General features: G+C 70.0%; 19 protein-coding genes. 8 read left to right on the top strand and 11 right to left on the bottom strand.

Annotated features, from left to right (window positions below; translation table 11 throughout):
• Positions 1 to 120 precede the first annotated feature (120 nt).
• Positions 121 to 1368 (top strand): RNA-guided endonuclease InsQ/TnpB family protein, encoded by a 1248-nt coding sequence (locus ACZ4WS_RS03015; RefSeq protein WP_467976561.1) that lies wholly within the window; start codon positions 121 to 123, stop codon positions 1366 to 1368.
• On the opposite strand, the gene ACZ4WS_RS03010 is transcribed toward ACZ4WS_RS03015, so the two are convergent.
• The 6 genes from ACZ4WS_RS03010 to ACZ4WS_RS02985 form a co-directional block, all read right to left on the bottom strand.
• Positions 1355 to 3205 (bottom strand): LamG-like jellyroll fold domain-containing protein, encoded by a 1851-nt coding sequence (locus ACZ4WS_RS03010; protein ID WP_467976560.1) that lies wholly within the window; start codon positions 3203 to 3205, stop codon positions 1355 to 1357. The two genes, ACZ4WS_RS03015 and ACZ4WS_RS03010, sit on opposite strands and share 14 nt — an antisense overlap.
• Positions 3206 to 3240: 35 nt before the next feature.
• Positions 3241 to 6156 carry a glycoside hydrolase family 2 TIM barrel-domain containing protein gene (locus ACZ4WS_RS03005; RefSeq protein ID WP_467976558.1) on the bottom strand — a complete coding sequence of 972 codons (2916 nt, stop codon included), beginning with the start codon at positions 6154 to 6156 and terminating at the stop codon, positions 3241 to 3243.
• Positions 6156 to 6992, bottom strand: coding sequence for a carbohydrate ABC transporter permease (locus tag ACZ4WS_RS03000; RefSeq protein WP_467976557.1), 837 nt, complete (start codon positions 6990 to 6992; stop codon positions 6156 to 6158). Before ACZ4WS_RS03000 ends, ACZ4WS_RS03005 begins: the two co-directional genes overlap by 1 nt.
• A 12-nt stretch (positions 6993 to 7004) precedes the next feature.
• On the bottom strand, positions 7005 to 7967 hold the full coding sequence (locus tag ACZ4WS_RS02995) for a carbohydrate ABC transporter permease (RefSeq protein WP_467976555.1): 963 nt from the start codon (positions 7965 to 7967) through the stop codon (positions 7005 to 7007).
• A 1-nt stretch (position 7968) separates the two neighbouring features.
• Complete coding sequence (locus ACZ4WS_RS02990) at positions 7969 to 9255, bottom strand: ABC transporter substrate-binding protein (protein ID WP_467976553.1); 1287 nt, start codon at positions 9253 to 9255, stop codon at positions 7969 to 7971.
• A gap of 84 nt (positions 9256 to 9339) precedes the next feature.
• Positions 9340 to 10347, bottom strand: coding sequence for a carbohydrate kinase family protein (locus ACZ4WS_RS02985; RefSeq protein ID WP_467976551.1), 1008 nt, complete (start codon positions 10345 to 10347; stop codon positions 9340 to 9342).
• 127 nt (positions 10348 to 10474) lie between these two features.
• Here ACZ4WS_RS02985 and ACZ4WS_RS02980 point away from each other — a divergent pair, with 127 nt between their 5' ends.
• The 4 genes from ACZ4WS_RS02980 to ACZ4WS_RS02965 all read left to right on the top strand — a co-directional run bounded on the left by ACZ4WS_RS02980 (position 10475) and on the right by ACZ4WS_RS02965 (position 16700).
• Positions 10475 to 11224, top strand: coding sequence for a DeoR/GlpR family DNA-binding transcription regulator (locus ACZ4WS_RS02980; RefSeq protein WP_467977154.1), 750 nt, complete (start codon positions 10475 to 10477; stop codon positions 11222 to 11224).
• A 43-nt stretch (positions 11225 to 11267) separates the two neighbouring features.
• Positions 11268 to 12605, top strand: coding sequence for a 6-phospho-beta-glucosidase (locus ACZ4WS_RS02975; RefSeq protein WP_467976549.1), 1338 nt, complete (start codon positions 11268 to 11270; stop codon positions 12603 to 12605).
• A 25-nt stretch (positions 12606 to 12630) separates the two neighbouring features.
• Complete coding sequence (locus ACZ4WS_RS02970; protein ID WP_467976548.1) at positions 12631 to 15675, top strand: alpha-mannosidase; 3045 nt, start codon at positions 12631 to 12633, stop codon at positions 15673 to 15675.
• Positions 15676 to 15881: 206 nt separating this feature from the next.
• Complete coding sequence (locus tag ACZ4WS_RS02965) at positions 15882 to 16700, top strand: sulfotransferase family protein (protein ID WP_467976546.1); 819 nt, start codon at positions 15882 to 15884, stop codon at positions 16698 to 16700.
• On the opposite strand, the gene ACZ4WS_RS02960 is transcribed toward ACZ4WS_RS02965, so the two are convergent.
• The 4 genes from ACZ4WS_RS02960 to ACZ4WS_RS02945 form a co-directional block, all read right to left on the bottom strand.
• Positions 16660 to 17685, bottom strand: a complete 1026-nt coding sequence (locus tag ACZ4WS_RS02960) for a D-cysteine desulfhydrase family protein (protein WP_467976544.1) — start codon at positions 17683 to 17685, stop codon at positions 16660 to 16662. The two genes, ACZ4WS_RS02965 and ACZ4WS_RS02960, sit on opposite strands and share 41 nt — an antisense overlap.
• Positions 17686 to 17854: 169 nt before the next feature.
• The gene (locus ACZ4WS_RS02955) at positions 17855 to 19543 is read right to left on the bottom strand and encodes a carbohydrate binding domain-containing protein (protein ID WP_467976542.1); all 1689 of its coding nucleotides are present in this window, start codon (positions 19541 to 19543) and stop codon (positions 17855 to 17857) included.
• Between the two features lie 215 nt (positions 19544 to 19758).
• Positions 19759 to 20271, bottom strand: a complete 513-nt coding sequence (locus tag ACZ4WS_RS02950; protein WP_467976541.1) for a hypothetical protein — start codon at positions 20269 to 20271, stop codon at positions 19759 to 19761.
• Positions 20272 to 20275: 4 nt separating this feature from the next.
• Positions 20276 to 21427, bottom strand: a complete 1152-nt coding sequence (locus ACZ4WS_RS02945; RefSeq protein WP_467976539.1) for an ATP-grasp domain-containing protein — start codon at positions 21425 to 21427, stop codon at positions 20276 to 20278.
• A 264-nt stretch (positions 21428 to 21691) separates the two neighbouring features.
• Here ACZ4WS_RS02945 and ACZ4WS_RS02940 point away from each other — a divergent pair, with 264 nt between their 5' ends.
• The gene (locus tag ACZ4WS_RS02940; RefSeq protein ID WP_467976538.1) at positions 21692 to 22600 is read left to right on the top strand and encodes a metallophosphoesterase family protein; all 909 of its coding nucleotides are present in this window, start codon (positions 21692 to 21694) and stop codon (positions 22598 to 22600) included.
• A complete protein-coding gene (locus tag ACZ4WS_RS02935; protein WP_467976536.1) occupies positions 22548 to 23246 on the top strand; it encodes a 4'-phosphopantetheinyl transferase family protein in 699 nt (232 codons plus the stop codon). The genes ACZ4WS_RS02940 and ACZ4WS_RS02935 overlap by 53 nt, the downstream gene beginning before the upstream one ends.
• Here the strand turns inward: ACZ4WS_RS02935 and ACZ4WS_RS02930 are convergent.
• Positions 23237 to 23473, bottom strand: coding sequence for a hypothetical protein (locus tag ACZ4WS_RS02930; RefSeq protein WP_467976535.1), 237 nt, complete (start codon positions 23471 to 23473; stop codon positions 23237 to 23239). The genes ACZ4WS_RS02935 and ACZ4WS_RS02930 overlap by 10 nt on opposite strands.
• A gap of 239 nt (positions 23474 to 23712) precedes the next feature.
• Here ACZ4WS_RS02930 and ACZ4WS_RS02925 point away from each other — a divergent pair, with 239 nt between their 5' ends.
• Complete coding sequence (locus tag ACZ4WS_RS02925; protein WP_467976533.1) at positions 23713 to 24756, top strand: alpha/beta fold hydrolase; 1044 nt, start codon at positions 23713 to 23715, stop codon at positions 24754 to 24756.
• Positions 24757 to 24781 lie beyond the last annotated feature (25 nt).

Raw genomic sequence — 24781 nt, 5'->3', positions numbered from 1 at the left:
GACCAGGTGTCGCGTCCGGCGCAGCTGTTGAGGCATACACACGGTGGCATGTTCACTCGGTGGGGTGATGGGTGGGGAACGTGCGACGGGAAGTCGTACGGGTGTGTACGTTCGGTGATCGTGAAGCTGGTGGTGCAGGTCAAGCTGCTGCCGACGCCCGTGCAGGCGGCGGCACTTGAGGCGACCCTGCGCGCCTGCAACGAGGCCGCCAGCTGGGTGGGCGAAGTGGCCTTCGAGCGCTGCGAGTTCAAGAACTTCGCCCTGCGTAGGCACACCTACGAGCAGGTCAAGACCCGGTGGAACCTGGGGGCGCAGGCCGCCCAGCACGTGATCAAGAAGACCTGCGACGCCTACGTCACGCTGAAGGCGAACCTGAAGGCGGGGCGTCTGGGCCGCCCCGGCTCGAAGCGCCACAGGCGCGCCACCGAGAAGCCTGTTGCCTTCCGTCCCTGGGGTGCCCAGCCCTTCGACGACCGGATGCTGTCCTGGCAGATCCCCGACCGCACGGTGTCGATCTGGACCACCGGTGGCCGGATGAAGAACGTGGCCTTCACCGCCTCGCCCGAGCAGCTGGCCACCCTCGCCCTGTACCGCAAGGGTGAGTCCGACCTGCTGGAGCGGGACGGCATGTGGTTCCTCAACGCCACCTGCGAGGTTCCCGAGGCGGAACTGAACGTGGATCCGGTGGACTTTCTGGGTGTCGATCTGGGGATCGTGAACATCGCCACCACCTCGGACGGCGAGATCATGGCCGGACGCGAGCTCAACCGGATGCGGGTCCGTGAGCGCAGCCTGCGCACCAAGCTGCAAAAGAAGAACACCCCGTCCACCAAGCGCCGAGCCAAGAAACGGCGGCGCAAGGAAGCCCGGCGGGCGAAAGACATCAACCACAAGATCGCGAAACATGTGGTGGCCGAGGCAGAACGCACCGGTCGCGGAATCGCCCTGGAAGATCTGACGGGGATCCGCGAGCGGGTACGGCTTCGCAAGCCCCAACGGGCCACCCACTCCAGCTGGGGCTTCGCTCAGCTGGGGGCGTTCATCGCATATAAGGCCCGCAGGGCGGGGGTGCCAGTGGTGTACGTCGATCCGGCGTACACCTCGCGCACCTGCGCCGAGTGCGGGCACATCGACCAGGCGAACCGGGTCTCCCAGGCTCGATTTGCGTGCCGGAACTGTGGATTCGTTGATCACGCAGACCGGAATGGCTCCCGCAACATCCGCGCGAGAGCGTGGCAGTTGCGGCGACGCGGGGCCCCGTCAACGGCCCCCGCCCCACCCCTGAAACTCAAGGGTGGGCTGGACGCAAACGCCACGTCACTGCCAGTGACGCCCGTTGTGCAAGCCCGGGACTTTAGTCCCGGGTAGTTGACTGGTTCATGAACGCCGAGACCGGCAGGGCGCGTTCGGCGATCCGTACATCACCGAGCCGGCCGTGCAGAATCTGGTCGATCTTCCCGGCGTACTCGTAGCCGCCGAGCAGCCAGGGCAACCCGAGCGAGGTGAGCCCCACGGCGGCGGCGGTGGGGTTGCGGGCGACGGGGCAGCCCTGGACGTACATCGTCGTATGCGACCCGTCGTTGACGACGGCGACGTGCCACCACTGCTCCCGCGCCGTCTCGTCGCCCCAGTTGGTGGCGATGCCCTGCTGGTTGAGCGGCCGGACCGCCCACTGCGGTCCCGGCCCGTCGGAGAGGGAGAGCGTGGCGAGCGGCTCGTCCGGGTCGCCCTCGGTCTTGCCCGCGCCGCCGCCCGTGCCGGTGCGGCTGACCAGCGAGGCCCACGCGTGGTGCGAGGCGTCCCAGTCGGCGGGCAGCTGGTAGAAGGCCTCGATGGTGTAACCGCGCCGGAAGACCGCCGAGTTGAGAGGGGCGCTGTCCACCGTCCGCAGATACGCGCCCTTCAGCGGTGGCTTGCCGCCCTGGAAATCCAGGCTCCCATGTCCTGGCTGGTCGGGATGGTGCGCCGAGGACCAGGTGAGGGAGTCGTCGGCGACCTTGACGACGGTCAGGTCGTTGCCGTGCCCGGACAGATCACGGACCGTGCCCTCGACCGCCGCACCGTCCTCGTGTCCGTCGAAGCGCCAGTAGGCGACCGTGCCGCGGACCAGCATCCGCGCGGCGGGCCGCGACGGCCGGGCGGGCACCGGCGCGAAACCCGAGAAGCGCTTCTCGAAGTCGATGGCGACCGAGAACCGGTCGGCGTCGCCGCTGAGTTCGCTCTCCTGGCGCTCCAGCTCGTTGAGACCCTCGGCCGCCCGGCCCAGGATCCACGGCGAGATGGTCTCGACGTCGATGGTGTTCCGGTCGAGGTCGAAGCGGTAGAGGCGGATCATCGCCGCACCGCCGTAGTAACGGTTCTGATAGTTCGTCAGGTGCAGATGTACGTCGTTCCCGGCCGCGTTCTCGCGGGTGGCGCGGGCGGCGGGCCAGTAGTGCCCGTTGAGGGTGAGGAAGATCTGGTCGTGGTCCTCGATCAGCTCGTCCCAGAGCTGCTGTCCGTAGGAGGAGAGGGTGTCGTCCCCGACGACCAGTTCATGCGTCGTCAGGATGACGGGCGCCTTCGGATGCTGGGCGATGACGTCCTTCGCCCACACGTAGCCCTTCGCCGACAGCCGCCAGTCCAGCGCGAGGACGAGCCACTCCCGGCCCGCCGCCGTGAAGTGGTGAAAGGTGTTGTAGCCGTCCGGCGAGGCACCGCCGAAGGTGCGCTTGCTCGCCAGGCGCCGCGGTCCGAAGACGTCCAGGTACGGGGTCGCGCCCCGCTGGTCGTCCGTGGACGACCTGATGTCGTGGTTGCCCGCCAGCACGCTGTAGCCCACACCGCGCCGGTCGAGCAGCTCGAACGCCTTGCCCGCCGCGTCGAATTCGGCCTGCGCGCCGTTCTCCGTGAGGTCGCCCAAATGGGAGAGGAAGACGATGTTCTCGTCCTTGCCGTGCTCCAGGAGATAGCGGAGCGACGCCTCGATCGGCGCCGGGTTGATGCTCGGCCCGTCGAAGAGGTACTGCGTGTCGGGCATGACGGCGAGGGTGAAGCGACGGCTCTCCGGGTCGGGCCGCCACCCCGCGTCACCAACCGCCGCCCGCGCCGTGGCGGGCAGCGCCACCGTCGTCGCCGCCGCGCCGATCAGCGCCGTCGCCCGCAGGAAGTTGCGTCTTCCGGCGCCGGCCTGCTCGGCCTCCGCCTGGCCATGCGAAGTACACACGTCTGCTCCATCAAAGAGGTGGGGTGCGAGTGAGGTCAGAGGACGCGCAGCGTCCAGGACCAGCGGTGGACACCGGTCCCGATGAGGTACGCGGGCGAGGTGTCCGGCCCGCACGAGGCGGTGCCCAGGCCCCGGTGCGCGGCGTCGATGTGCACGACGCAGCCGGGCCGCGGCACCAGCTCGTCGTGGTGTGCGGCGGCGGCCAGGTCCTCGGCGCGATACCGGGTCACCGAGACCTGCCGTGGCTCGTCCAGCGCGACCGCCAGGCCCGTGGCGTCCGGCGCCGACAGCGTGAAGTGCCGTACGCCGTGCCGCCCGCCGCTCTCCTGCGGCCGCAGATAGGGGGTGAACAACTCGTCCACGGGGACGGAGTGGTGCCCCACGGGCGCGCCCGCGCTCCGGTCCGGATAGGACTCCCAGGGCCCCTGCCCGAACCACTCCAGGACATCGAGCCCGGCCACGGTCTCGAAGACGGTGCCGACCCGTGCCACATCGTCGAGCCGCTCCGGCAGTTCGGCGGTCTCCTCGACCCGCAGCCCACCGTCGACGCGCGTGAACACCTGCTCATGGCGTACGGCGCCCGCCCACGTGTCGTACTCGGAGAGCACGGTGACGTTCCCGCCCTCACGGCGTACGGCGACGACCTTGCGCAGGAGCGTGTCGAGACCCCACGCACGCCAGCGCACCGCCACGCCGCCCAGCTCGTCGTTGTCGGTCGGCGTCCGCCACAGCGACAGAACGGGGGCGGCAGTGAGGAGCGGATGGACGAGCAGTCCACTGTCGTCCACGTCGACGGGCGGGCCGTCGGCGCGGGCCGAGGACACGGCGGCAGCCGTCCGCAACGCGACCTGCGGCAGACACACCTCCGTGCCGCGCGGCGCCCACACCTCGTCGTCCGCCGTCGTCACGCGCAGCGTCAGCCAGGCCTCGCCGCCGTCCTCCGGCAGGGCGAAGGGGAGGGACAGGGCGGCCGACCCGCCCGGTCGTACGGCGGGCAGCTCGGCCGGAGCCGTCAGGGTGGAGCCGTCCGCGAGCGACAGTTCCCACTCGGCGGCCAGCCACTCCAGACCGCGGAAGTGCTGGTGATTGGTCACCCGCAGCTCGCCCCCGAGGTACGCCAGCCGTACCGGCCCCGCGATCTCCCGGTGCTCGTACATCACCGGTTTGGGCGTCCGGTCGGGAAAGACGATCCCGTCGGCGATGAACGCGCCGTCGTGGATCGTCTCGCCGAAGTCGCCGCCGTACGCCCAGCGATGGCCCGGCGCCGCGACACCGTTGTCATACAGTCCGGCGCCACCGCGCCCGGCCGGTCTTCCGTCGTTCACGCGTTGCAGAATGCCGTGGTCCCAGAACTCCCAGATGAAACCGCCCTGAAGCCCCGGGGTTGACTCGATGGCGGCCCAGTGGTCGGCGAGCGTGCCGTTGCTGTTGCCCATGGCGTGCGAGTACTCGCACTGGATGAGCGGCTTGGTCTGTTCGCCGGACAGGGCGTGCGCGACGCAGTCCTCGACGGGCGCGTACATGGGGCAGGCGATGTCGGACGCCACCGTCGTGTCGGCCCAGCCGAGCTTGGCGGCGCCCTCGTACTGGATCGGCCGGGTCGGGTCGTGGCGGCGTAGCCAGCCCGCGGCGGCGTCGTGGTTGGCGCCGTAGTCGGACTCGTTGCCCAGCGACCAGATGATCACGGAGGGATGGTTCTTGTCGCGGAGCACCATCCGCGAGACGCGGTCCACGAAGGCGCTCGTGTAACGCGGGTCGTCGGCGATCTCGTGGGCGTGGTCGTGCGCCTCGATGTTCGCCTCGTCGACGACGTAGAAGCCGAGCTCGTCGGCCAGGTCGAGCAGGGACGGGTCATTGGGGTAGTGGGCGGTGCGGATCGCGTTGAACCCGAAGCGTTTCAGCAGCTCCAGGTCCGCGCGCATCTCCTCGTACGACACCGTCCGGCCCGTCAGCGGATGGAAGTCGTGCCGGTTGACGCCCCGGATGTAGACCCGCTCGCCGTTGATCAGCAGGTCCCGGCCGCGGATCACGACCTCGCGGAAGCCGACGCGGTGGCGCGAGGTGTCGGCGACCGAGCCGTCGGCGCGGTGCAGCCGCACGGTCAGGCCGTACAGCTCGGGTGTCTCCGCCGTCCAGGTGCGGACATCGCGGACGACCGTCACCAGGCGCGCCTCGCCGAGGAAGTCGGAGACCCGGCCGTCCTCCGCGTTGAAGCGGTCGAACTCCGGGTTCTGCGCGAGGAGTTGGCCCTCCAGCTCGCCGGTGACGTACCAGCCCTCGGCGAGCGCGCCGGAAGCGTCCCGCACCTGGCAGTCCACCCGCAGCTCGCCGTCGAGCCGCGTCCGCACGGTCACGTCGGCCAGATACAGCGGATCGGTGGCGTACAGCAGGACCGAGCGGGTGATCCCGCCGTGCCACCACTGGTCCTGGTCCTCGATGTGCGAGGCGTCCGACCACTTGACGACGGTGAGCCGTACGGTGGCGGGCCGCCCGGGGCGTACGACGTCCGAGAGGTCGAACTCGGCCGCGAGATGCGAGTCCTTGGAGATGCCGACGGGCCGCCCGTCCACATGGACCAGCAGGACACTCTCGGCGGCACCGACCTGGAGCACGATCCGGCGTCCGGTCCAGTCGGCGGGGACGTCCACGTCACGCTCGTAGACGCCGGTCGGGTTCGCGGACGGAGACGTGGGCGGGAACTCGCCCCACGGCATGCGGAAGTTGGTGTACTGCGGCAGGTCGTCCGTGCCCTGCATGGTCCAGGCGCCGGGGACCTCGCTCCGGGCCCAGTCGCCCACAGCGGCGTCAGGCGCCGGCAGCAGCTGGAACCGCCAGTGGCCGTCGAGGGAGAGTGCCTGGGAGCGCCGGTCCACCGCGTTCATCGCCAGCCGCCCCCAGGAGGTCACCTCGGGTGACTCCCAGGGGCGGAGCGCGAGCAAGGGGTCGGCCATCAGCGGATGGCCCCCTTGCCGAGGTCGCCGATGATCTGCTTGGCGCCGATCGCGAAGACGATCAGCAGCGGGACGAGGGCGAGCAGCGCGCCCGTCATGACCATCCCGTAGTCGGTCGTGCCGTGCACGCCGTTGAGCTGGGACAGGGCGACCTGGAGGGTCACGTTGTCCGGGTTGGTGAGGGCGATCAGCGGCCAGGCGTAGTCGTTCCACTGGCCCATGAAGGTGAAGATGCCGAGGAAGGCGAGGCCGGGGCGGACCACCGGGAGCGCCACGTGCCAGTACTGGCGCAGGAATCCGGCGCCGTCGAGCTTCGAGGCGTCGAGGAGTTCGTCGTGGATGGCGCTCTTCATGTATTGGCGCATCCAGAAGATGCCGAACGCGTTGGCCGCCGCCGGGACGATCAGCGCGGTCATCGAGCCGATCCAGCCCAGCTTCGCCATGATCACGAACTGCGGGATCGCCTGGAGCTGGGCGGGAACCATGAAGATCGCCATCATCAGCACGAAGAGCACCCGGCGGCCCGGGAACCGGAACTTGGCGAAGACGAAGGCCGCCAGCGAGTCGAAGAACAGGACCAGGACCGTCACCGAGCCCGCCACGAGCAGCGAGTTGAACATCGACCCGAAGAAGTCGACATTGTCGAAGAGATGGCGGACGTTCTCGAGGAAGTGTGAGCCGGGCAGCAGCTTCGGCGGGTAGGAGAAGATCTCGGTCGACGAGTGCGTCGACATGATCACGGCCCAGTAGAACGGGAAGACCGAGAGCAGCAGGCCGACGATCAGGACCAGGTGGAGGGCTATGCCCCGCTGCCGTGAACCCTTGATGGATGCCATGGTGGCGGTCTCCTATTCTTCGCCCCGGCGCTGCACCAGGCGCCAGTTGATGATCGAGAAGAGGACGACGACCAGGAAGATGCCCCAGGCCACGGCGGCGCCGTATCCGAAGTCGTTGTTGTCGAAGGTCTGCTGGAAGAAGTAGAGGACCATCGTCTGGCCCGCGTGGCCGGGGCCGCCCGCGAACGACGAGTTGTTGTCCGTCGTCTGCAACAGCACCTGCGGCTCGGAGAAGCTCTGCAGTCCGGTGACGGTCGAGATGACCAGCACGAAGAGCAGCACCGGACGCATCAGCGGCAGCGTGATGCGGAAGAAGGTCTGCAGGGGTCCGGCGCCGTCCATGCGCGCCGCCTCGTACAGCTCGCCCGGGATCGTCTGGAGACCGGCGAGGAAGATGATCGCGTTGTAGCCGGTCCACTGCCAGGTCATCAGTGTCGCGATGGCGACCTTGATGCCCCAGGGCGTGTTCAGCCACGCCACCTGGTCAAGACCGACCGCGTGCAAAACAGCGTTGGCCAGGCCGAAGTTGGTGGAGAAGACCGAGCCGAAGATGATCGCGACGGCCACGATCGAGGTGACGTTCGGCAGGAAGAAGGCGAAGCGGTAGACGTTCTTGAAGCGGACCGCCGAGTTGAGCAGCACGGCCGTGACCATCGCCAGGAAGATCATGGGGAAGGTGGCCAGCGCCCAGATGATGATCGTGTTGCCGATCGCCGTCCAGAACTGGCTGTCCCCCAGGAGATAGCGGTACTGCGACAGACCCGCGAACTCCATCGAGCCGAGCCCGTCCCAGCGGTGGAACGAGAGGTAGAGGGAGAAGCCGACCGGGATCAGGCCGAAGGCGAGGAAGAGCAGATAGAAGGGGGAGATCGCGGCGTACAGCCGCCAGTAGCTCAGGATGCCCTTCTTCTGGTGGACGGCGGGGGTGGCGGCCACGACCGCCGGGGGTGTCTCGACCACAGGTGCGGTAGCCATGTCAGTAACTCACCCCCAGGTGGTCCGCGATGCGCCGGCACTTGCTCATGGCGTCCTTCCAGGCCTGCTTCTCGTCCTTGCCGAGGACGGAGAAGTTCCGCAGCTCGTCGTCGATCGGGGTCTTGAGCGCGATGTCGTACGGGCTGTCGAAGGCGACCGGGATCTGCTGGGCCGCCGGGCCAAAGACGTCCATGGTGATCTGATTGCCAAAGAACGCGTCGGGTTCGCGCAGCTTCTTCATGGCGTACGACGCGGGAGTCGACGGGAAGAGCACCGAGTCGACGAAGCCCTGGGCCTGGTTGCCCGCGTCGAGCATCCAGGTGATCATCTCGAAGGCCTTCTCCGGCTCCCGGCACGCCTTGGTGATCGCGAGGAACGAGCCGCCGATGTTGGACGGTCCGCCCGGACAGCTCGCCACCCGCCACTTGCCCTTGGTCTTCGGCGTGTTGAGCTTGATGTCACCGGCCGCCCAGGAGGCGTTCAGCTGGCTGGGCAGCAGGCCCCGCTCGGTGGCCGATATGTTGTCCGGCGTCCCGTTGACGATCTTCGAGACCAGGCCGCGACGGGTGGCCTCGACGGCACGGTCCCAGGCGGTGCGCACATGCTCCTGGTCGCCGATGAAGTGCCGGTCCTTGTCGACGAACCGCTTGGTCGTCTGGTTGATCGAGATGCCGTAGATGCTGAGGGCGTCGGTGAGGATGAAGGCGCCGGGGACACGCTTTCTGAGCTGCTCACCTGCCGCCATGAACTGCTCCCAGGTGGCCAGCTCCTTGGAAACGTCCTCGGGCTCGTAGGGCAGTCCGGCCTTCTCGAAGGTGGCCGGCTGGTAGTAGTGGGCGACCGGACCGCAGTCGATCGGGAAGCCCACCATCGAGCCGTCCTCGGCGATGCCCTGATCCCACTTCCAGGGCAGGTACCGGTCCTTCAGCTTGTCGGCGCCGAGGGTGCGCAGATCCACGAACTGGTCGGAGTTCGGCAGATACGAGGCCATGTCCTCGCCCTTGAGCCCGGCGATGTCCGGGATGTGGGCGCGTCCGGTCATCGTGGTCATCAGCTTCGAGCGGTAGTAGCCGCCGATCTGGATGGCCTGCAGGTTCACCGCGCTGTCGTAGCGGGTCTTGGCGTCCTGGACGACCTTGGGGCTCAGCCCGCCGCTCCAGTACCACATGACCATGTTCCGGCCGGTGGAACCGGTCGGAACGGCACAGCCGGTCGCCAGGCCGCCGAGCGCCGTGGCGGCCGTACCGGCCAGGCCCGCGCGCAGCAGGCCTCTTCGTGAGAGCCGCACAGCTCCCACCGCCTTTCGGTTCTTTGACGTTCTCTGAAGTTCGGTTGACGTTCTTCGACTGCGAGAGGTACCGATCAGGGGGGCTCAGCGGGGGGTGACGGGCGCGTACCGGACGGGCCGTCCGGGGTCCGCGGGGATCCGGTCGGCCAGGAATCCGTACGCGCGCCGCAGTTCGGGATCGTCGAGGGAGCGCCACCAGCGGTGGACGCCGTACCAGCCGGGCGCGGCGAGGGCACCGCCGTGCCGCTGTACGGAGAGTCCGGCGGCAAGGACCGCGAAGCGCAGGCGCTCCTCCAGCGGCCAGCCGCCGAGCGAGGCGGCGACGAAGCTCGCGCCGAAGACATCTCCGGCACCGGTCGCATCCAGGACATCGATGTCAAGGGCGGGCACCTCGGCGTACTCGCCCGTCGTCTGGTCCACCGCGACCGCGCCGTCGCCGCCGCGCGTGACCACGGCGACCGGCACGAGTTCGGTGAGCTTGCCGAGCGCGGCGACGGCGCTGTCGGTGCGCGTGTAGGCCATCGCCTCCGCCTCGTTGGGGAGGAAGGCGTGGCACAGGGAGAGCTGGTCGAGGAGGTCGGTGGACCACTGCTGGGTGGGGTCCCAGCCGACGTCCGCGTAGATCCGCGTGTCGTTCGCGGCCGCCTTGGCCAGCCAGGCGCGCGGCTCGGCCTCGAGGTGCACGAGGGCGGTGCGCGCCTCGGGCGGGTCGCCCATCAGCGCGTCCTGCGAGTACGGCGGTTCCTGGCCGTGGGTGACCAGGGCGCGGTCGTGACCGTACGCGAGCGAGACGGTGACCGGGGTGTGCCAGCCGTCCGCGGTACGGGAGAGCGCGAGGTCGACGCCCTCCTGGTCGGCGAGGACGCCATGGCAGTACGAGCCGTAGGAGTCGTCGCCGAAGACCGTGGCGAGGGAGGTGCGCAGGCCGTAACGGGAGGCCGCCACGGCCAGGTTGGCGATGCCGCCGGGGCTCACGCCCATGCCCTCGGTCCAGATCTCCTCACCGGGGGTGGGCGGCTTGCCGAGTCCGGTGAGGACGAGGTCGTAGAAGAGCAGCCCGGTGAGCAGCACATCGGGCCGTTCGTCACCCACGGATGCGTCCTCTCGTCAAAAGTCTGCAATTCGGTGCTCGGAATCGTGCGCGCCTCCCGAACATTTGGCAAGAGTCGAGCAGAACTGAGCATGGAATTGATTGGAGATGACGAGTACTGTTCACGACGTGCTGGCAGAGCGACGACATCAACTCATCCTGCGGGCCCTGCGCTCCGGCGGTCCCGCGGCCGTGACCGATCTCTCCGAACAACTGGGCGTGAGCCCGGCCACGGTCCGCCGTGACCTGCTGAAGCTGGAGGAGGAAGGCCTGCTCACGCGGGTGCACGGCGGCGCGGTCGTGGACGAGGGCGACCAGCCCTTCGCCGAGGTCGCCGAGGTGCGCGTGCCCGAGAAGGACGCCATAGCCGCGAAGGCCGCCTCGCTGATCCAAGACGGTCAGTCCGTGCTCCTCGACATCGGCACCACCGCGTACCGGCTGGCCAGACAGCTGCACGGCCGCCGGATCACCGTGATCACCAGCAACCTGGTGGTCTACGAGGAGCTGGTGGACGACGAGGGCATAGAGCTGGTGCTGCTCGGCGGCATGGTCCGCCGCGAGTACCGCTCCCTGGTCGGCTTCCTCACCGAGGACAATCTGCGCCAACTGCACGCCGACTGGCTCTTTCTCGGCACCAGCGGGGTGCGGCCGGGCGGCCAGGTGATGGACACGACGGTGGTCGAAGTGCCGGTGAAGCGGGCCATGATCAAGGCCGGGGAGCGGGTCGTCCTGCTCGCCGACCGGGCGAAGTTCCCGGGGACGGGGATGGCGAGGGTCTGCGGACCGGAGGAGCTCGACGTGGTGGTGACGAACGCGCCGGTGGACGCGGCGACGCGGTCCTCGCTGGAGGAAGCGGGCGTGCAGGTGGTCGTGGCGTGATCCCCGGCTGTGAACTCGCAGAACTTGCAAAGGTGGTAGTTGCGTGAGGCTGACCATTCTCGGCGGCGGCGGATTCCGCGTCCCGCTCGTGTACGGGGCACTCCTCGGGGACCGCGCGGAGGGCCGCGTCACCCAGGTCGTGCTGCACGACCTGGACGCGGGACGGCTCTCCGCCGTGGCCCGCGTCCTGGCCGAGCAGGCGGCCGGCGTGCCGGACGCCCCCGAAGTGACCGTCACCACCGACCTCGACGAGGCCCTGCGCGGCGCCGACTTCGTCTTCTCCGCGATCCGCGTCGGCGGCCTCGAAGGACGCGCGGCGGACGAACGGGTCGCCCTGGACCAGGGCGTCCTCGGCCAGGAGACGGTCGGCGCGGGCGGCATCGCGTACGGCCTGCGCACGGTCCCGGTCGCCGTGGACATCGCGCAGCGCGTGGCCCGTCTCGCCCCCGACGCCTGGGTCATCAACTTCACCAACCCGGCGGGCCTGGTCACCGAGGCCATGTCCCGTCACCTCGGCGACCGCGTGATCGGCATCTGCGACTCGCCGGTCGGCCTCGGCCGCCGTATCGCCAAGGTCCTCGGCGCGAACCCGCGCGAAGCCTGGATCGACTACGTCGGGCTCAACCACCTCGGCTGGGTGCGGGGGCTGCGCGTCGCGGGCCGGGACGAACTCCCGCGCCTGCTCGCCGACCCGGAGCTGCTCGGCTCCTTCGAGGAGGGCAAGCTCTTCGGCCCGGAGTGGCTCCAGTCGCTGGGCGCCGTCCCGAACGAGTATCTGCACTACTACTACTTCAACCGCGAAGCGGTCCGCGCCTACCAGGAGGCGGAGAAGACCCGCGGTGCCTTCCTGCGCGACCAACAGGCCCAGTTCTACGACGAGATGAAGCGTCCGGACGCCGCCGCGCTGACCGCCTGGGACCGCACCCGCGCCGAGCGCGAGGCCACGTACATGGCGGAGAACCGGGACGCGGCGGGCGCGGGCGAACGCGACGCCGACGACCTCTCGGGCGGCTACGAGAAGGTGGCGCTCGCCCTGATGCGGGCCATCGCCCGCGACGAGCGCACCACCCTGATCCTCAACGTCCGCAACCGCGGCACCCTGTCGGCCCTCGACTCCGAGGCCGTCATCGAGGTGCCGTGCCTGGTGGACGCCAATGGCGCGCACCCCGTCGCCGTCCACCCGCTGCCCGACCACGCCACCGGCCTGGTGTGCGCGGTGAAGGCGGTCGAGCGGGAGGTGCTCTCCGCCGCCGAGTCGGGTTCGCGGACGACCGCGGTGAAGGCCTTCGCTCTGCACCCGCTCGTGGACTCCGTGAACGTGGCACGCCGACTGGTCGACGGCTACATGGCCGTGCACCCCGGCCTGGGATATCTGAAGTAGAGATCGATCGAGGAGACGTACGGCCATGCATGACGAACGCCGCCGCATCGAGGAGCGCGTCGAGCGCGTCCACGACCAGCGCATCAAGCCCGCGATATACGCCGCGTCCGTGCCCTTCGACGTCGAGGCCTGGCAGGCACCCGGCGAGCCCGTCCCGTTCGAGGAGGCCGCGTCCGCCTCGTACGAGCCCTTCGCCATGGACACCCCATGGGGTCCGCCGTGGGGAACGACCTGGTTCCGGATGCGCGGGACCGTGCCGCCCGAGTGGGCGGGGAGGCGCGTCGAGGCCGTCATCGACCTCGGCTTCACCGGCGACTGGCCCGGCAACCAGGCCGAGGCGCTCGTCCACCGCACGGACGGCACCCCGCTGAAGGCGGTCAACCCGCTCAACCAGTACGTGCCCATCGGCAACCCGGCGACGGGCGGCGAGCAGATCGACTACCTGGTCGAGGCGGCCTCCAACCCGGACATCCTCGCCAACGACTTCGCGCGCCCGACCCCGCTCGGCGACGTCCTCACCGCGGGCGACAAGCCGCTCTACACCTTCCGCCGCGCCGACATCGCCGTCCTCGACGAGGAGGTCTGGCACCTCGCCCTCGACATCGAGGTACTGCGCGAACTGATGCTGGAGCTCGACGAGCACGACCCGCGCCGGCACGAGATCATGCACGCGCTGGACCGGTCCCTGGACGTCCTGGACCTGGACGACATCTCCGGCTCGGCGGCCGCCGTCCGCGCGGCCCTCGTCCCCGTGCTGTCCAAGCCCGCGCACGCCAGCGCCCACACCCTCTCGGGCGTCGGCCACGCGCACATCGACTCCGCCTGGCTGTGGCCGATCCGCGAGACCAAGCGCAAGACCTCCCGCACCTTCTCGAACGTCACCGCACTCGCCGACGAGTACGAGGAGTTCATCTTCGCCTGCTCGCAGGCCCAGCAGTACGAGTGGGTGCGCGACAACTACCCGCAGGTCTGGGCCCGCATCCAGGAGTCCGTGAAGAAGGGCCAGTGGGCGCCGGTCGGCGGCATGTGGGTCGAGGCCGACGGCAACCTGCCCGGCGGCGAGGCCCTGGCCCGCCAGCTCATCCACGGCAAGCGGTTCTTCATCGAGCACTTCGGCATCGAGACCAAGGGCGTCTGGCTGCCCGACTCCTTCGGCTACAACGCCGCCTACCCGCAGCTCGCCAAGCTCGCCGGCAACGAGTGGTTCCTGACCCAGAAGCTCTCCTGGAACCAGACCAACAAGCTGCCCCACCACACCTTCTGGTGGGAGGGCATCGACGGCACCCGCATCTTCACGCACTTCCCGCCCGTCGACACCTACAACGCCCGCTTCAGCGGCGTCGAGATGGCCCGCGCCGTGAAGAACTACGCCGACAAGGGCCGCGGCACCCGCTCCCTCGCCCCCTTCGGCTGGGGCGACGGCGGTGGCGGCCCCACCCGCGAGATCATGGAACGAGCCCGCAGGCTGGCCGACTTGGAGGGCTCGGCGAAGGTCGTCGTCGAGCATCCGGATGCCTTCTTCGCGGCCGCCCGCGAGGAGTACCCGGACGCCCCGGTGTGGGTCGGCGAGCTCTACCTGGAGCTGCACCGTGCCACCTACACCTCGCAGGCCCGCACCAAGCAGGGCAACCGGAGGAGTGAACACAAGCTCCGCGAGGCCGAGTTGTGGGCTACGACGGCCGCGCTCCACGCGCCGGGCTACGCCTACCCGTACGAGAAGCTCGACCGGCTCTGGAAGACGGTCCTGCTGCACCAGTTCCACGACATCCTGCCGGGGTCGTCGATCGCCTGGGTGCACCGGGAGGCCGAGGCGGAGTACGCGCGGGTCGCCGAGGAGGTCGAGGCGCTCACAGCGGAGGCCGTGGCCGCGCTGGGCACCGGAGAGTCGCGGGCCTTCAACACCAGCCCGTTCGACCGGGCCGAGGTGGTGCGCACTTCTGCGGGCGAACCGACGTATGTGAAGGTGCGAGCGAGCGGAAGCGCTCCGCTCGGCCAGGCCCAGCCCAACGACATCGTCGTCGTGACCGACCGCGTCCTCGACAACGGGCTCGTCCGGGTCGAGCTGGCCGAGGACGGAACCCTGGCCTCCGTACGCGATCTGCGCGCGCGCCGCGAAGTCCTCGCGGACAAGGGCAACCTGCTCCGCCTCCACACGGACCTGCCCAACTACTGGGACGCCTGGGACATCGACAAGCACTACAAGAACCGCTACACGGACCTGCTGGACGTCGAGTCCATGACGGTCGTCGATCGGGACATCCTCGTCGGCGCGATCCGGGTGACGCGCACCTTCGGCAAGGGTTCGAAGATCACCCAGACGATCTCCCTGCGCGCCGACAGCCCCCGCATCGACTTCGAGACCGAGATCGACTGGCACGAGGCGGAGAAGATCCTCAAGGCAGCCTTCCCGGTGGACATCAGGGCCCCGCACTCCTCCGCCGAGATCCAGTTCGGCCATGTCCAGCGCCCCACCCACACCAACACCAGTTGGGAGGCGGCCCGTTTCGAGGTGTATGGCCACCGCTGGGTGCACATCGGCGAACCGGGCTACGGCGTGGCGGTCATCAACGACTCCACGTACGGCCACGACGTCTCTCGCACGGTCCGCGAGGACGGCGGTACGACGACGACCGTCCGGCTGTCGCTGGTGCGCGCCCCGCGCGTGCCCGACCCCGAGGCGGACCAGGGCAAGCACCGCTTCACGTACTCCCTCCTGCCGGGGGCGAGCATCGAGGACGCGGTCGCGGAGGGCTATGCGCTCAACCTGCCGCTGCGGGTGGCCGACGCGGCACCGACGGAGCCCGTCGTGTCCGTCGACGGCGAGGGCGTGACGATCGAGGCGGTCAAGCTCGCCGACGACGCCTCGGGCGATGTCGTCGTCCGCCTCTACGAGTCCCGGGGCGGCCGCGCCACCGGCACCCTGCGCACCGGCTTCCCGCTCGCCGGGGCCCAGGTGACCGACCTCCTGGAGCGCCCGCTGGCGACGGCGGACACGGACGGGAACGCGGTCCCGGTCGCGCTGCGGCCCTTCGAGGTGCAGACGCTGCGGCTGGCCGTGGAGAAGAAGTGACCGCGCTTCCCATGAAGAATTAAGGAAGCGGTAAAAGGCCTGGTCGCGGCGGGTTCAGTGCCCGCCGTGACCACGGCCCGTTCCCCGCGCGACACCTGGAGTTCGCCCGTCGCCCCTGTGATGCGGGGGAGACGAGAAAGAGGTGTCACGTGCGAGACCCGCGTATGTCCGCGATAGGCAAGGGGCTGAGGCGTCGGGGGAGGCTGATGGCGCAGGCGGTGAGCCCGCCGCGGCGGTTGCTGGATGCCGTGCCCTCACCCAGGCCCCCCGGGGAACCTCCGTACGTCGCCCCGCCCGCCCCGCGCCTGGTGGACTCGCCCGTCTTCGTGCTCTCCTCCGTGCGCTCCGGCTCGACCCTGCTGCGGGTCCTGCTCAACAGCCACAGCCAGATCCGCGCCCCGCACGAGATGCATCTGCGCACCGTCCACGTCCACTTGTCCCGCGACTTCACCGCGGAGGCCATGAAGGCGCTCGAGCTCGACAAGGACGAGCTGGAACACGCCCTGTGGGACCGGCTGCTGCACCTCGAACTCATCCGCAGCGGCAAGCGCATCATCGTCGACAAGACCCCGCCCAACACCCTCGTCTGGCCCCGCCTGCACCGATGTTGGCCGGACGCCCGCTACATCGTCCTGCTCCGCCACCCCGGCGCGGTCATCACCTCCCTGACCAACCGCCGCTCGGACCCCGACCACGAGGCCATCCACGCCGAGGTCCTCGACTACAGCGAGAAGCTCGAAGAGGCCAGGCAGAACCTCGACGCCCACGTGATCACGTACGAACAGCTCACCGCCGACCCGGAGTTGACCACCCGCGGCCTCTGCGACTACCTCGGAGTCCCCTGGGAGAGCACCATGCTCGACTACGGAACCCAGGACCACGGCACCTTCCGCCCTCAGCTCGGCGACTGGAGCGACACCATCAAGTCGGGCCGTGTGCAGCCCGCCCGCAGTGCCGGTCCGATGGTCGAACTGCCGCCCAGACTCACGGAGTTGGCGCGTGCGTGGGGGTATCCGGCGGGCTGAGGAGCGCCGCCTCCGCCCGCGCGAGCGTCGCGGGATGGCCGAAGAGTCCGGGAAGACCGCCGGTGTGCAGGAAGACGGTGCGTTGCCCCGGGGTGATGTCGCCGTCCTCGACGGCGGCGACCAGCCCGGCCATCGCGCGCCCCGTATAGATCGGGTCGAGGACGATGCCCTCGGTGCGCGCGGCCAGGGTCAGGGCGCTCATGACCGGTTCGCTGAGCGTGCTGTAGCCGTCTCCGACCTGGTCGAGCCGCAGCCGCAGCGCCTCCGGGGCGCCAGGTGTGCCGGACAGCTCCGACGTCAGGTCCGACGTCAGGGCCGACACGGTCTGGGCGGGGTCGGTGACGGCGCCGCAGTGCACGCCCAGAACGCGTGCGCTGCCGAGTCCGGCGACGAGTCCGGCCATGGTGCCGCCCGAGCCGAGCGCGACGACGACGGTCGCCAGGCCGGATGCCTGGCCGAGGAGTTCGCGCGCGCACTCGAGGTAACCGCGGGCGCCGAGCGGGCTGGACCCCCCGAAGGGGATCAGCGCCGGGATCTCGCCCCGCCGCCGCAACTCCTCGACCACCTGCTGGGCCCGGGACTCCAGCCCCTCGCCGTAGCCCGCCCAGACGATGGTGGCGCCGAAGAGCCCGTCGAGTGCGAGGTTGCCGGAGGCCGACGATCCGGGCTTCCCGGCGAGTACGAGGACGACGCGGAGTCCCAGCCGGGCGCCCGCCGCCGCGGTCAGCCGCGCGTGGTTGCTCTGCGGTGCGCCGGTGGTCACCAGGGTGGTGGCGCCCTCGGTCAGGGCGGCCCCGCATGTCCACTCCAGCTTGCGGATCTTGTTGCCGCCGCCGCCCAGGCCGGTGAGGTCGTCGCGCTTGACCCACAGGTCGTCCGGGCCCAGTCCGAGCGCGCGGGCCAGCCGGGGGGCGGGTTCGAGCGGGGTGGGCCAAGTGCCCAGCGATGCGCGCGGCGGGGTGTCGTCCTCGGAGTGCGTCGTCATCGCCACGGGCCTTTCTGGTTGCGCCGGACTCGCGGCGAGCGTAACGCGAGGGTCTGTTCGCAACGCTGCTCCAGTCCGCCCTCACGTGCGGCGATGGGCCGCCCGGAAGTCCCGGACGACCCACCGCACTGTCCTGCTGTCTGTTCTGCCGTCTGTCCTGCCGTCCTCCTCAGCCCGTGAAGCCGGCCGTGAGGGACGTGAACTGCCAGTTGTTCTGGCTGATGCCGGAGCAGTTGCTGACCACGCCGCCGCCCGGGCAGGGCCGGTCGCGGTTGACCGACCAGAAGGCGAGCCGGGCGATGTGGTGGGAGTTCGCCCAGTCGCGGATCTGCGTCCAGATGGCCACCGTGGTGTTCTCCTGCTGGTCGCTGAGACCGTTCATGCCGGAGATGCCGATGTGGGAGTAGGCCGTCGCGTCGTCCCATCCGAAGGTCGACTTCAGCTTGGCCTTCAGCCCTTCGGTGGCGTTGACGGTGTTGCCGTACATGTCGGAGCCGCCGCCGAAGTCGAACGGCATGATCGTGAAGACGTCGATGTTGGCGTTGAGCGACTGCGCCTGCTCGATGAGACGGTTGCCGTAGTACGTCGGGCCGGTCGTCGAGGTGCCGAAGGTGACGATCGTCTTCAGGCCGGGGTTGTTGGCCTTGACGGTCTTCAGCGCGGTCAGGATCTTGGCCTGGACGGCCTCGTTCTCGAACTCGTCCGTGTTCTCGATGTCCATGTCGATCGCCTTGAGGCTGTAGGCGTCGATCACCTTCTGCAGAGCACCGGCGAGAGCGCTCGCGGACGAGCAGTTGGCGCCGAGCTTGCTGCCCTGCCAGCCGCCGAACGACGGGACGATGTCACCGCCCGCGGAACGGATCTGGTTGATGGCGGTCTGGTCGACGCCGCCGGTGAGCGCGCGGCTGCCGTCCCAGGCGGGGGTGCAGCCGCCGGAGTCCAGCATGAACGCCATCGTGAACCACTTGATGCCGGTCGAGCTCATCACCGTGGTCGGGCTCGGCGGGTCGCCCCAGCCTTCGTAGAGGTAGGGCGCGGCTTGCTTGAAGCCGGTGTCGCCCCCGCTGCCCGCGTCCGTCGTGACACTCACGGAGTTGGAGGCCGCCGAGGTGTTCCCGGCCGCGTCCCGCGCCTTCACGGTGAACGTGTACGCGGTGCTCGCCGACAGCCCGCTGACCGTCGCGCTCGTACCCGACACGCTGAGCACCTGGTTCGAGCCGCTGTAGATGTCGTACGCGGTGACGCCGATGTTGTCGCTCGACGCGCCCCACGACAGTGACACGCTGGAGGAGGTCTTGCCGGTGGAGGTCAGGCTCGTGGGCGTGGTCGGCGCCTGGGTGTCGGAGCCACCGCCACCGCCCGGACCGTCCAGGCTGATGTCGTCGGCGTAGTAGGTGCCCTGCGCGTACCAGCCGTGGACGTAGATCTTGGCGCTGGTCTGCGAGGCACCGGTCGTGAAGGACACGCTGAGCTGGCTGTACGCCGACGGGGACGTCGTCCAGGTCGAGGCGCCGCCGTCGACGCCCAGGTACACATAGCTGCCGCGCACCCAGCCCGACAGGGTGTACGCCGTGTTCGGCTGTACCGCGACGGTCTGGCTGCACTGGGCGTTGTCAGTCGAACTCACGGCCCCCGCAAGGGCCTTGGAGCCGCCGTGCACGGGGCTGGAGACGACCGAGCCCAGGTTCCCGGTGCAGGACCACGGGGAGAGGCTGCCCGACTCGAGGCCGGGATTGGACAGGATGTTGGCCGCGTGGGCCGTACCGGGGAGGGCGACCGCCCCGGCCAGGGCCAGTGCTGCGGTGCCGAGCAGAGCGAAGAAGCGACGTCTGGAACGTCTGAAAGGTGTGATGCGCACGCGATCTCCCTGGAGAAATGGGGGTGTTCGGGAGTGCCGAAGGGTGCGCAACCAAGTTGGTATGGACCAATCCAGCTGTCAAGACGCTGTGCATGAATTGGTCCAGACCGGTAAACGGAGTCATCGCGTGGACGTTGCCGAGAACCCCCGAAGTCCACCGGTCGGAGCCTCGCGGCCGCGGAGTCCTTCGCCCGGGGGTGTGTCTCGCAGGCCGGTCACAGCTTGAACACCACTCCGCGCCATGTCCATCCCGCGCCGAGGGCCGCGTCCCGCAGGGGGTCCTTCATCTCCGCGGGGTCGAAGCGGAACACCTCCGTCTTCTGCGGTCGGCCGTCGGCCCCCCGCTCCACCTTCCAGTGCCGGGAAACCGTGGTCACCTGCCCACGGGAGTACTCGCGCGACCGCGCCAGCCTGGGCGTGTCCCCGACCCACGTGACCTCCCACTGCTCGTCGAGGGTGCGGACCTCGTGGTTCGCCGGGACCAGGCGCATCCGGGTCTTCAGGGTCCGGCTGAGCTGGGTCCGGACGAAGAACGTGCGCCAGGCGGGCTCCTGGATCTTCCACTCCGCCACCAGGTCGGCCCCCTCCGAAGGGGTGCCGTTGCGTACGACGTACGGCACGTCCGGGCCGTTGAGCCCGAGCAGCGCGGCCCGGACTTCCTCGGCGGAACGCGGTGCGACACCGCTGCTGGGGTGCTTGGTGCCGGTCAGTTTGTCGAAAAGGCTCATGGGGCTAGGCCGGGGCGATCGCGGCGGTGGCTGTGGTGGCCGAAGCGGTGGCGGGGGGCGTGCTTTCCGTGGCCGGGGCGGGCACGGCGGCCAGCGTGGGGGCGGGCGTGTCGGTCCGCTGCTGAGGCAGCGACACCGGGCGGACCGGACGGGGTCCCGAGACCACCGTGTAGTCCTGCCCGAGGAACGGCGGAACCAGCTCGCCCGGCTCCTCCCCGAGCGCCAACTGCACTGCCGCCCAAGGGGCGTTGACGCCGCAGAGCGCGAGCTGGTGCAGTCCGCCCGCCGGACGGGTGTTGACGTCCATGAGGACCGGCTCGTCGCCGTACATGCGGAACTGAATGTTCGTCAGATAATGCAGTCCGAACGACTCCGCGAGCAGCCGCGCGGGTTCGATCCACGAGGGGTGCAGGGTGAACCCGCGACGGCGCCCGTTCTTGGTGCGGCCCACCGCCATGCGGACCCGGCCGTCGGGCCCGGTGAGGCAGTCGACGGACACCTCGGGTTCCTCCAGGCGCGGCATCACCAGCCAGTCGACGGGCTGGTCGGCGCCCCGCAGCGCGTCCACGACGAGGCTCAGCGGCACGTACGGACTGGGAAATCCGTTGAGGTGCGCGAGTGAGAAGGGGGCGCGTGTGATGACGCGGAAGCCCACCCCGCCCGCGCCCGCCGCGGGCTTGAAGCAGGCCTTGTGACCGGCGGCCTCCAGTGCCTCGACCGCCATGAGGAGTTCTTCCTCGCCGCGCACCCGCCACCACGGCGGCACCGGCACGCCCACCGCCTGGACCGCCTGGTACGCCGTCGCCTTGTCGTGGAAGACGGCCACGGCCTCGGACGGCGGCGCCAGCAGCGCCGTACCGATCGCGGCGAACTCCGCTCGATGGGCCACGATCGCCGCCTGCTGCAGGACCGGCACGAACACGTCGATGGAGTGCCGCGCGCACTGGTCGAGGGCGTATTCGACATAGGCGGCCCGGGACAGGCCCTCCGGTTCCATGGCGGCGGTGTCGGCCGCGGCCAGAATGGGCGAGTCGGCGTCTCCGTGCGTGGCATGGATCTCGACCGGGCGGCCGTGCGGATTATGTCGCAGCTGATCCATGAAGAAGACGTTCTCCGCGTACGTGCGGTTGAGCCAGACGCGTACGCGAGAACCCATACAGGCCGCCTTTCACGGTTCCCGGGCACGGCGGAGCCGGCCGTGCCCGGCCAGGGGAGTGGGAGGAACACCAAGCCGCCGTACGCCGAAGGAGGTTCGTGGCAGCCGTGTTGGGGCGATCATAAGGGGCGCGGAGCCCCTCTGCTGCTACGGGCGTGTTACGGATTCCCGGATACCTGGCGTCGACCAGCGGCGGGCCGTTCTTGTCCGCCGGGGTGCGCGTGTGTTCTTGTGTTTCCATTCGTCTTCTTCGGGGGTGTCGAGGTGCGGTCGACAGACGGCGGTCGTGGCAACCTGCTGGCCATCAGCGATCTGCACGTCGGGTACGCCGAAAACCGCGCCATGGTCGAGGAGATGCGCCCCGAGTCGGACGACGACTGGCTCCTGGTGGCCGGTGATGTCGGGGAGATCATGGCCGACGTCGAGTGGGCCCTGGAGAGGCTCAGCGGCCGCTTCCGCAAGGTGATCTGGACGCCCGGCAACCACGAGCTGTGGACCCACCCGAAGGACCCCGTGGAACTGCGCGGCGTCGCCCGCTACGAGCATCTCGTCGCCCTGTGCCGGAAGCTGGGTGTCACGACCCCCGAGGATCCGTACCCGGTGTGGGACGGGCCGGGCGGCCCCGCGGTCGTCGCGCCGCTCTTCCTGCTCTACGACTACTCATTCCTGCCGCGGGGCTGCGCGACCAAGGACGAAGGGCTGGCCTACGCGCAGGGAACCAAGGTGATCTGCACCGACGAGTACCTCCTGCACCCCGACCCCTACCCCAGCCGCGAGGCCTGGTGCCGGGCCCGGGTCGCCGAGACCGAGCGCAGGCTCGCCGACCTGCCCGACGACCTGCCCACGGTCCTGGTCGGCCACTACCCCCTGGACCGCCACCCGATGGACGTTCTGCGCTATCCCGAGTTCGCGATGTGGTGCGGCACCCGGCTGACCGCCGACTGGCACCGCAGGTTCCGCGTCGAGGCGATGGTCTACGGTCATCTCCACATCCCGCGGACCACCTGGCACGAGGGCGTCCGCTTCGAAGAAGTGTCGGTGGGTTACCCCCGCGAGTGGCGCACACGTCCGGGACCGCCGGGCATCCTGCGCCACATTCTGCCGATGGAGGTCGGAGCCGGTGATCGAGGAACTGGTCCCGGAGTCGGTCGTGGCCGTGGAGACCTACGGTGACGACGGGGGCGCGAGCGCGACCCTGTACCCGGAGGAGCAGGCGCTCCTGACCCGGGCCGTGGCCAAGCGGCGCCGCGAGTTCGCCGCCGTGCGCGCCTGCGCCCGGCGTGCCATGGAGAAGCTCGGCGTGGCCCCGGGCCCTGTCCTGCCCGGCGAACGCGGAGCCCCGCAGTGGCCGGCGGGCCTGATCGGCAGCATGACGCACTGCGAGGGCTACAGCGCCGCCGCACTCGCCCGCGCCGACGACCTGGCCTCCCTCGGCATCGACGGCGAACCCCACGCGGAGCTCCCGAAGGGCGTCCTCGACGCCGTGGCGCTGCCCACCGAATCGGCCCGGCTGGACCGCCTCGGCGCCGAGATCCCGGCCGTCCACTGGGACCGGCTGCTGTTCAGCGCCAAGGAGTCGGTCTACAAGGCGTGGTTCCCGCTCACCGGAAAGTGGCTGGACTTCTCCGAGGCGGACATCGAGATCCTCCCGGATCCCGCGCCCCGAGGCCCCGCCCTTTCCGGTCGCCTGCGTGCCCAACTCCTCGTGCCGGGCCCCGTGGTGGGCGGCGACCGCGTCGCGTTCTTCGACGGGCGCTGGACCGTCCAGCGGGGCCTGATCGCCACCGTGATCGCCGTGCCTCACGTGCCTCACGCCTGAGCCGGCTCCGGGCACCAGGTGTGCAGCAGCCGGAAGAACGCCTCCTCGTTGCCCGCGAGCCCGGCGGCCGCCAGCGCCCGCTCCGCCTCGGCCAGCGCGGAGGGCGGCACCACGGGTGGTCGGCGCCCTTCGGGCGGGCCGTCGAAGGCGGCTCGCACGGTCTGGAGGAGGCGCAGATAGGCCTGTACGGCGGCGCGTTCGTGGTCGGTCAGTACGGCGGTCGGCATCGGACGGCTCTCCCCGGGTCGGCTTGTCGTGGTGGTGCATGGCAGTGCGTGACTCCAGCTTGCCGTCCACCACTGACAATCCCCTTTCGGTACGGGGAGGTTCGCCCGCTTAGCGGAGGCGAAACCTCACGGAAATCCCTTGTGGGACAGCGGCCCTAGGCTGGAGTGGAGACGGGGGACCGCCTTCCGGGCGGCTGGGGAGCTGCCTTCACGGCGGCCTGAGAAGGGGAGGTGAGCCCGTGGCCGACGTACCGCCTCGGCGTCCGCGGCGCACCTTGCGACTGCGCTCCGTGGGCGACGGGGAACTGCGCCTGCACCACCGCGTCGTGCACGGCTACCGGCGCGCCTACCGGATGGCGGGCGAGGGCCCTGCGCTCGTGCTGATCCACGGCATAGGAGACTCCTCGGCGACCTGGGCGGAGCTGATCCCCGACCTCGCCCGCACCCACACGGTGATCGCGCCGGACCTGCTCGGCCACGGGGCGTCCGACAAGCCCCGGGCCGACTACTCGGTGGCCGCGTACGCCAACGGGGTGCGCGATCTGCTCGCCACGCTCGACATCGAGTCCGCCACCCTGGTCGGGCATTCGCTGGGCGGCGGCGTCGCGATGCAGTTCGCCTACCAGTTCCCCGAGCGCACCGAGCGGCTGATCCTGGTCAGCGCGGGCGGCGTGGGCGGCGAGGTCAATCCCGTACTGCGGGCCGTCTCGCTGCCCGGCGCCCACCTCATGCTCTCCACGCTGCGGCTGCCCGGGATGCGCCTCCAAGTGGGCCTGTTCGCCCGGCTGATGAGACTCCTGGACACCGATCTCGGCCAGGACGCACCGGAGTTGCTGACCCTCGTGGACGCCCTGCCCGACGCCACGTCCCGCAGTGCCTTCATCCGCACCCTGCGCGCCGTGGTCGACTGGCGCGGCCAGGCGGTCACCATGCTCGACCGCTGCTATCTCACCGAGGGCATGCCCACGATGCTGCTCTGGGGCGACCGGGACAGCGTGGTGCCGGTGCGGCACGCGTACGGCGCGCACAAGGCGATGCCGGGCAGCCGTCTGGAGATCTTCGAGGGCGCGGGCCACTTCCCGTTCCACAGCGACCCGGCGCGCTTCCTCGCCCTCGTCGAGGAGTTCACGAGCACCACGCACCCGGCCGACTGGAGCCGCGAGCACTGGCGCGAGCTGCTGCGCGCGGGCCGCCCCGGCACGGCCGCCGGCCAGCCGGACACCGCGCAGAACCGCGCGGTGGAACGGGACCTGCGGGAGGCGAGCGAACGCAGCGCGACGTGACGCCTGCTCGCCTCGCGGAGGTCCT

Source organism: Streptomyces sp. NPDC029292 (assembly GCF_055569295.1).
The sequence above is the reverse complement of the archived record's forward strand: the minus strand, read 5'-3'. Positions and strand labels throughout refer to the sequence as shown.

What these genes read in the sequence shown, in the direction of transcription:
- ACZ4WS_RS02970 (WP_467976548.1), top strand. Translation starts at nt 12,631, where the DNA reads ATGCATGACGAACGCCGCCGCATCGAGGAGCGCGTCGAGCGCGTCCAC.
- ACZ4WS_RS02995 (WP_467976555.1), bottom strand. Translation starts at nt 7,967, where the DNA reads ATGGCTACCGCACCTGTGGTCGAGACACCCCCGGCGGTCGTGGCCGCC.
- ACZ4WS_RS02945 (WP_467976539.1), bottom strand. Translation starts at nt 21,427, where the DNA reads ATGGGTTCTCGCGTACGCGTCTGGCTCAACCGCACGTACGCGGAGAAC.
- ACZ4WS_RS02960 (WP_467976544.1), bottom strand. Translation starts at nt 17,685, where the DNA reads ATGACGACGCACTCCGAGGACGACACCCCGCCGCGCGCATCGCTGGGC.
- ACZ4WS_RS03000 (WP_467976557.1), bottom strand. Translation starts at nt 6,992, where the DNA reads ATGGCATCCATCAAGGGTTCACGGCAGCGGGGCATAGCCCTCCACCTG.
- ACZ4WS_RS02930 (WP_467976535.1), bottom strand. Translation starts at nt 23,473, where the DNA reads ATGCCGACCGCCGTACTGACCGACCACGAACGCGCCGCCGTACAGGCC.
- ACZ4WS_RS02965 (WP_467976546.1), top strand. Translation starts at nt 15,882, where the DNA reads ATGGCGCAGGCGGTGAGCCCGCCGCGGCGGTTGCTGGATGCCGTGCCC.
- ACZ4WS_RS02950 (WP_467976541.1), bottom strand. Translation starts at nt 20,271, where the DNA reads ATGAGCCTTTTCGACAAACTGACCGGCACCAAGCACCCCAGCAGCGGT.
- ACZ4WS_RS03005 (WP_467976558.1), bottom strand. Translation starts at nt 6,156, where the DNA reads ATGGCCGACCCCTTGCTCGCGCTCCGCCCCTGGGAGTCACCCGAGGTG.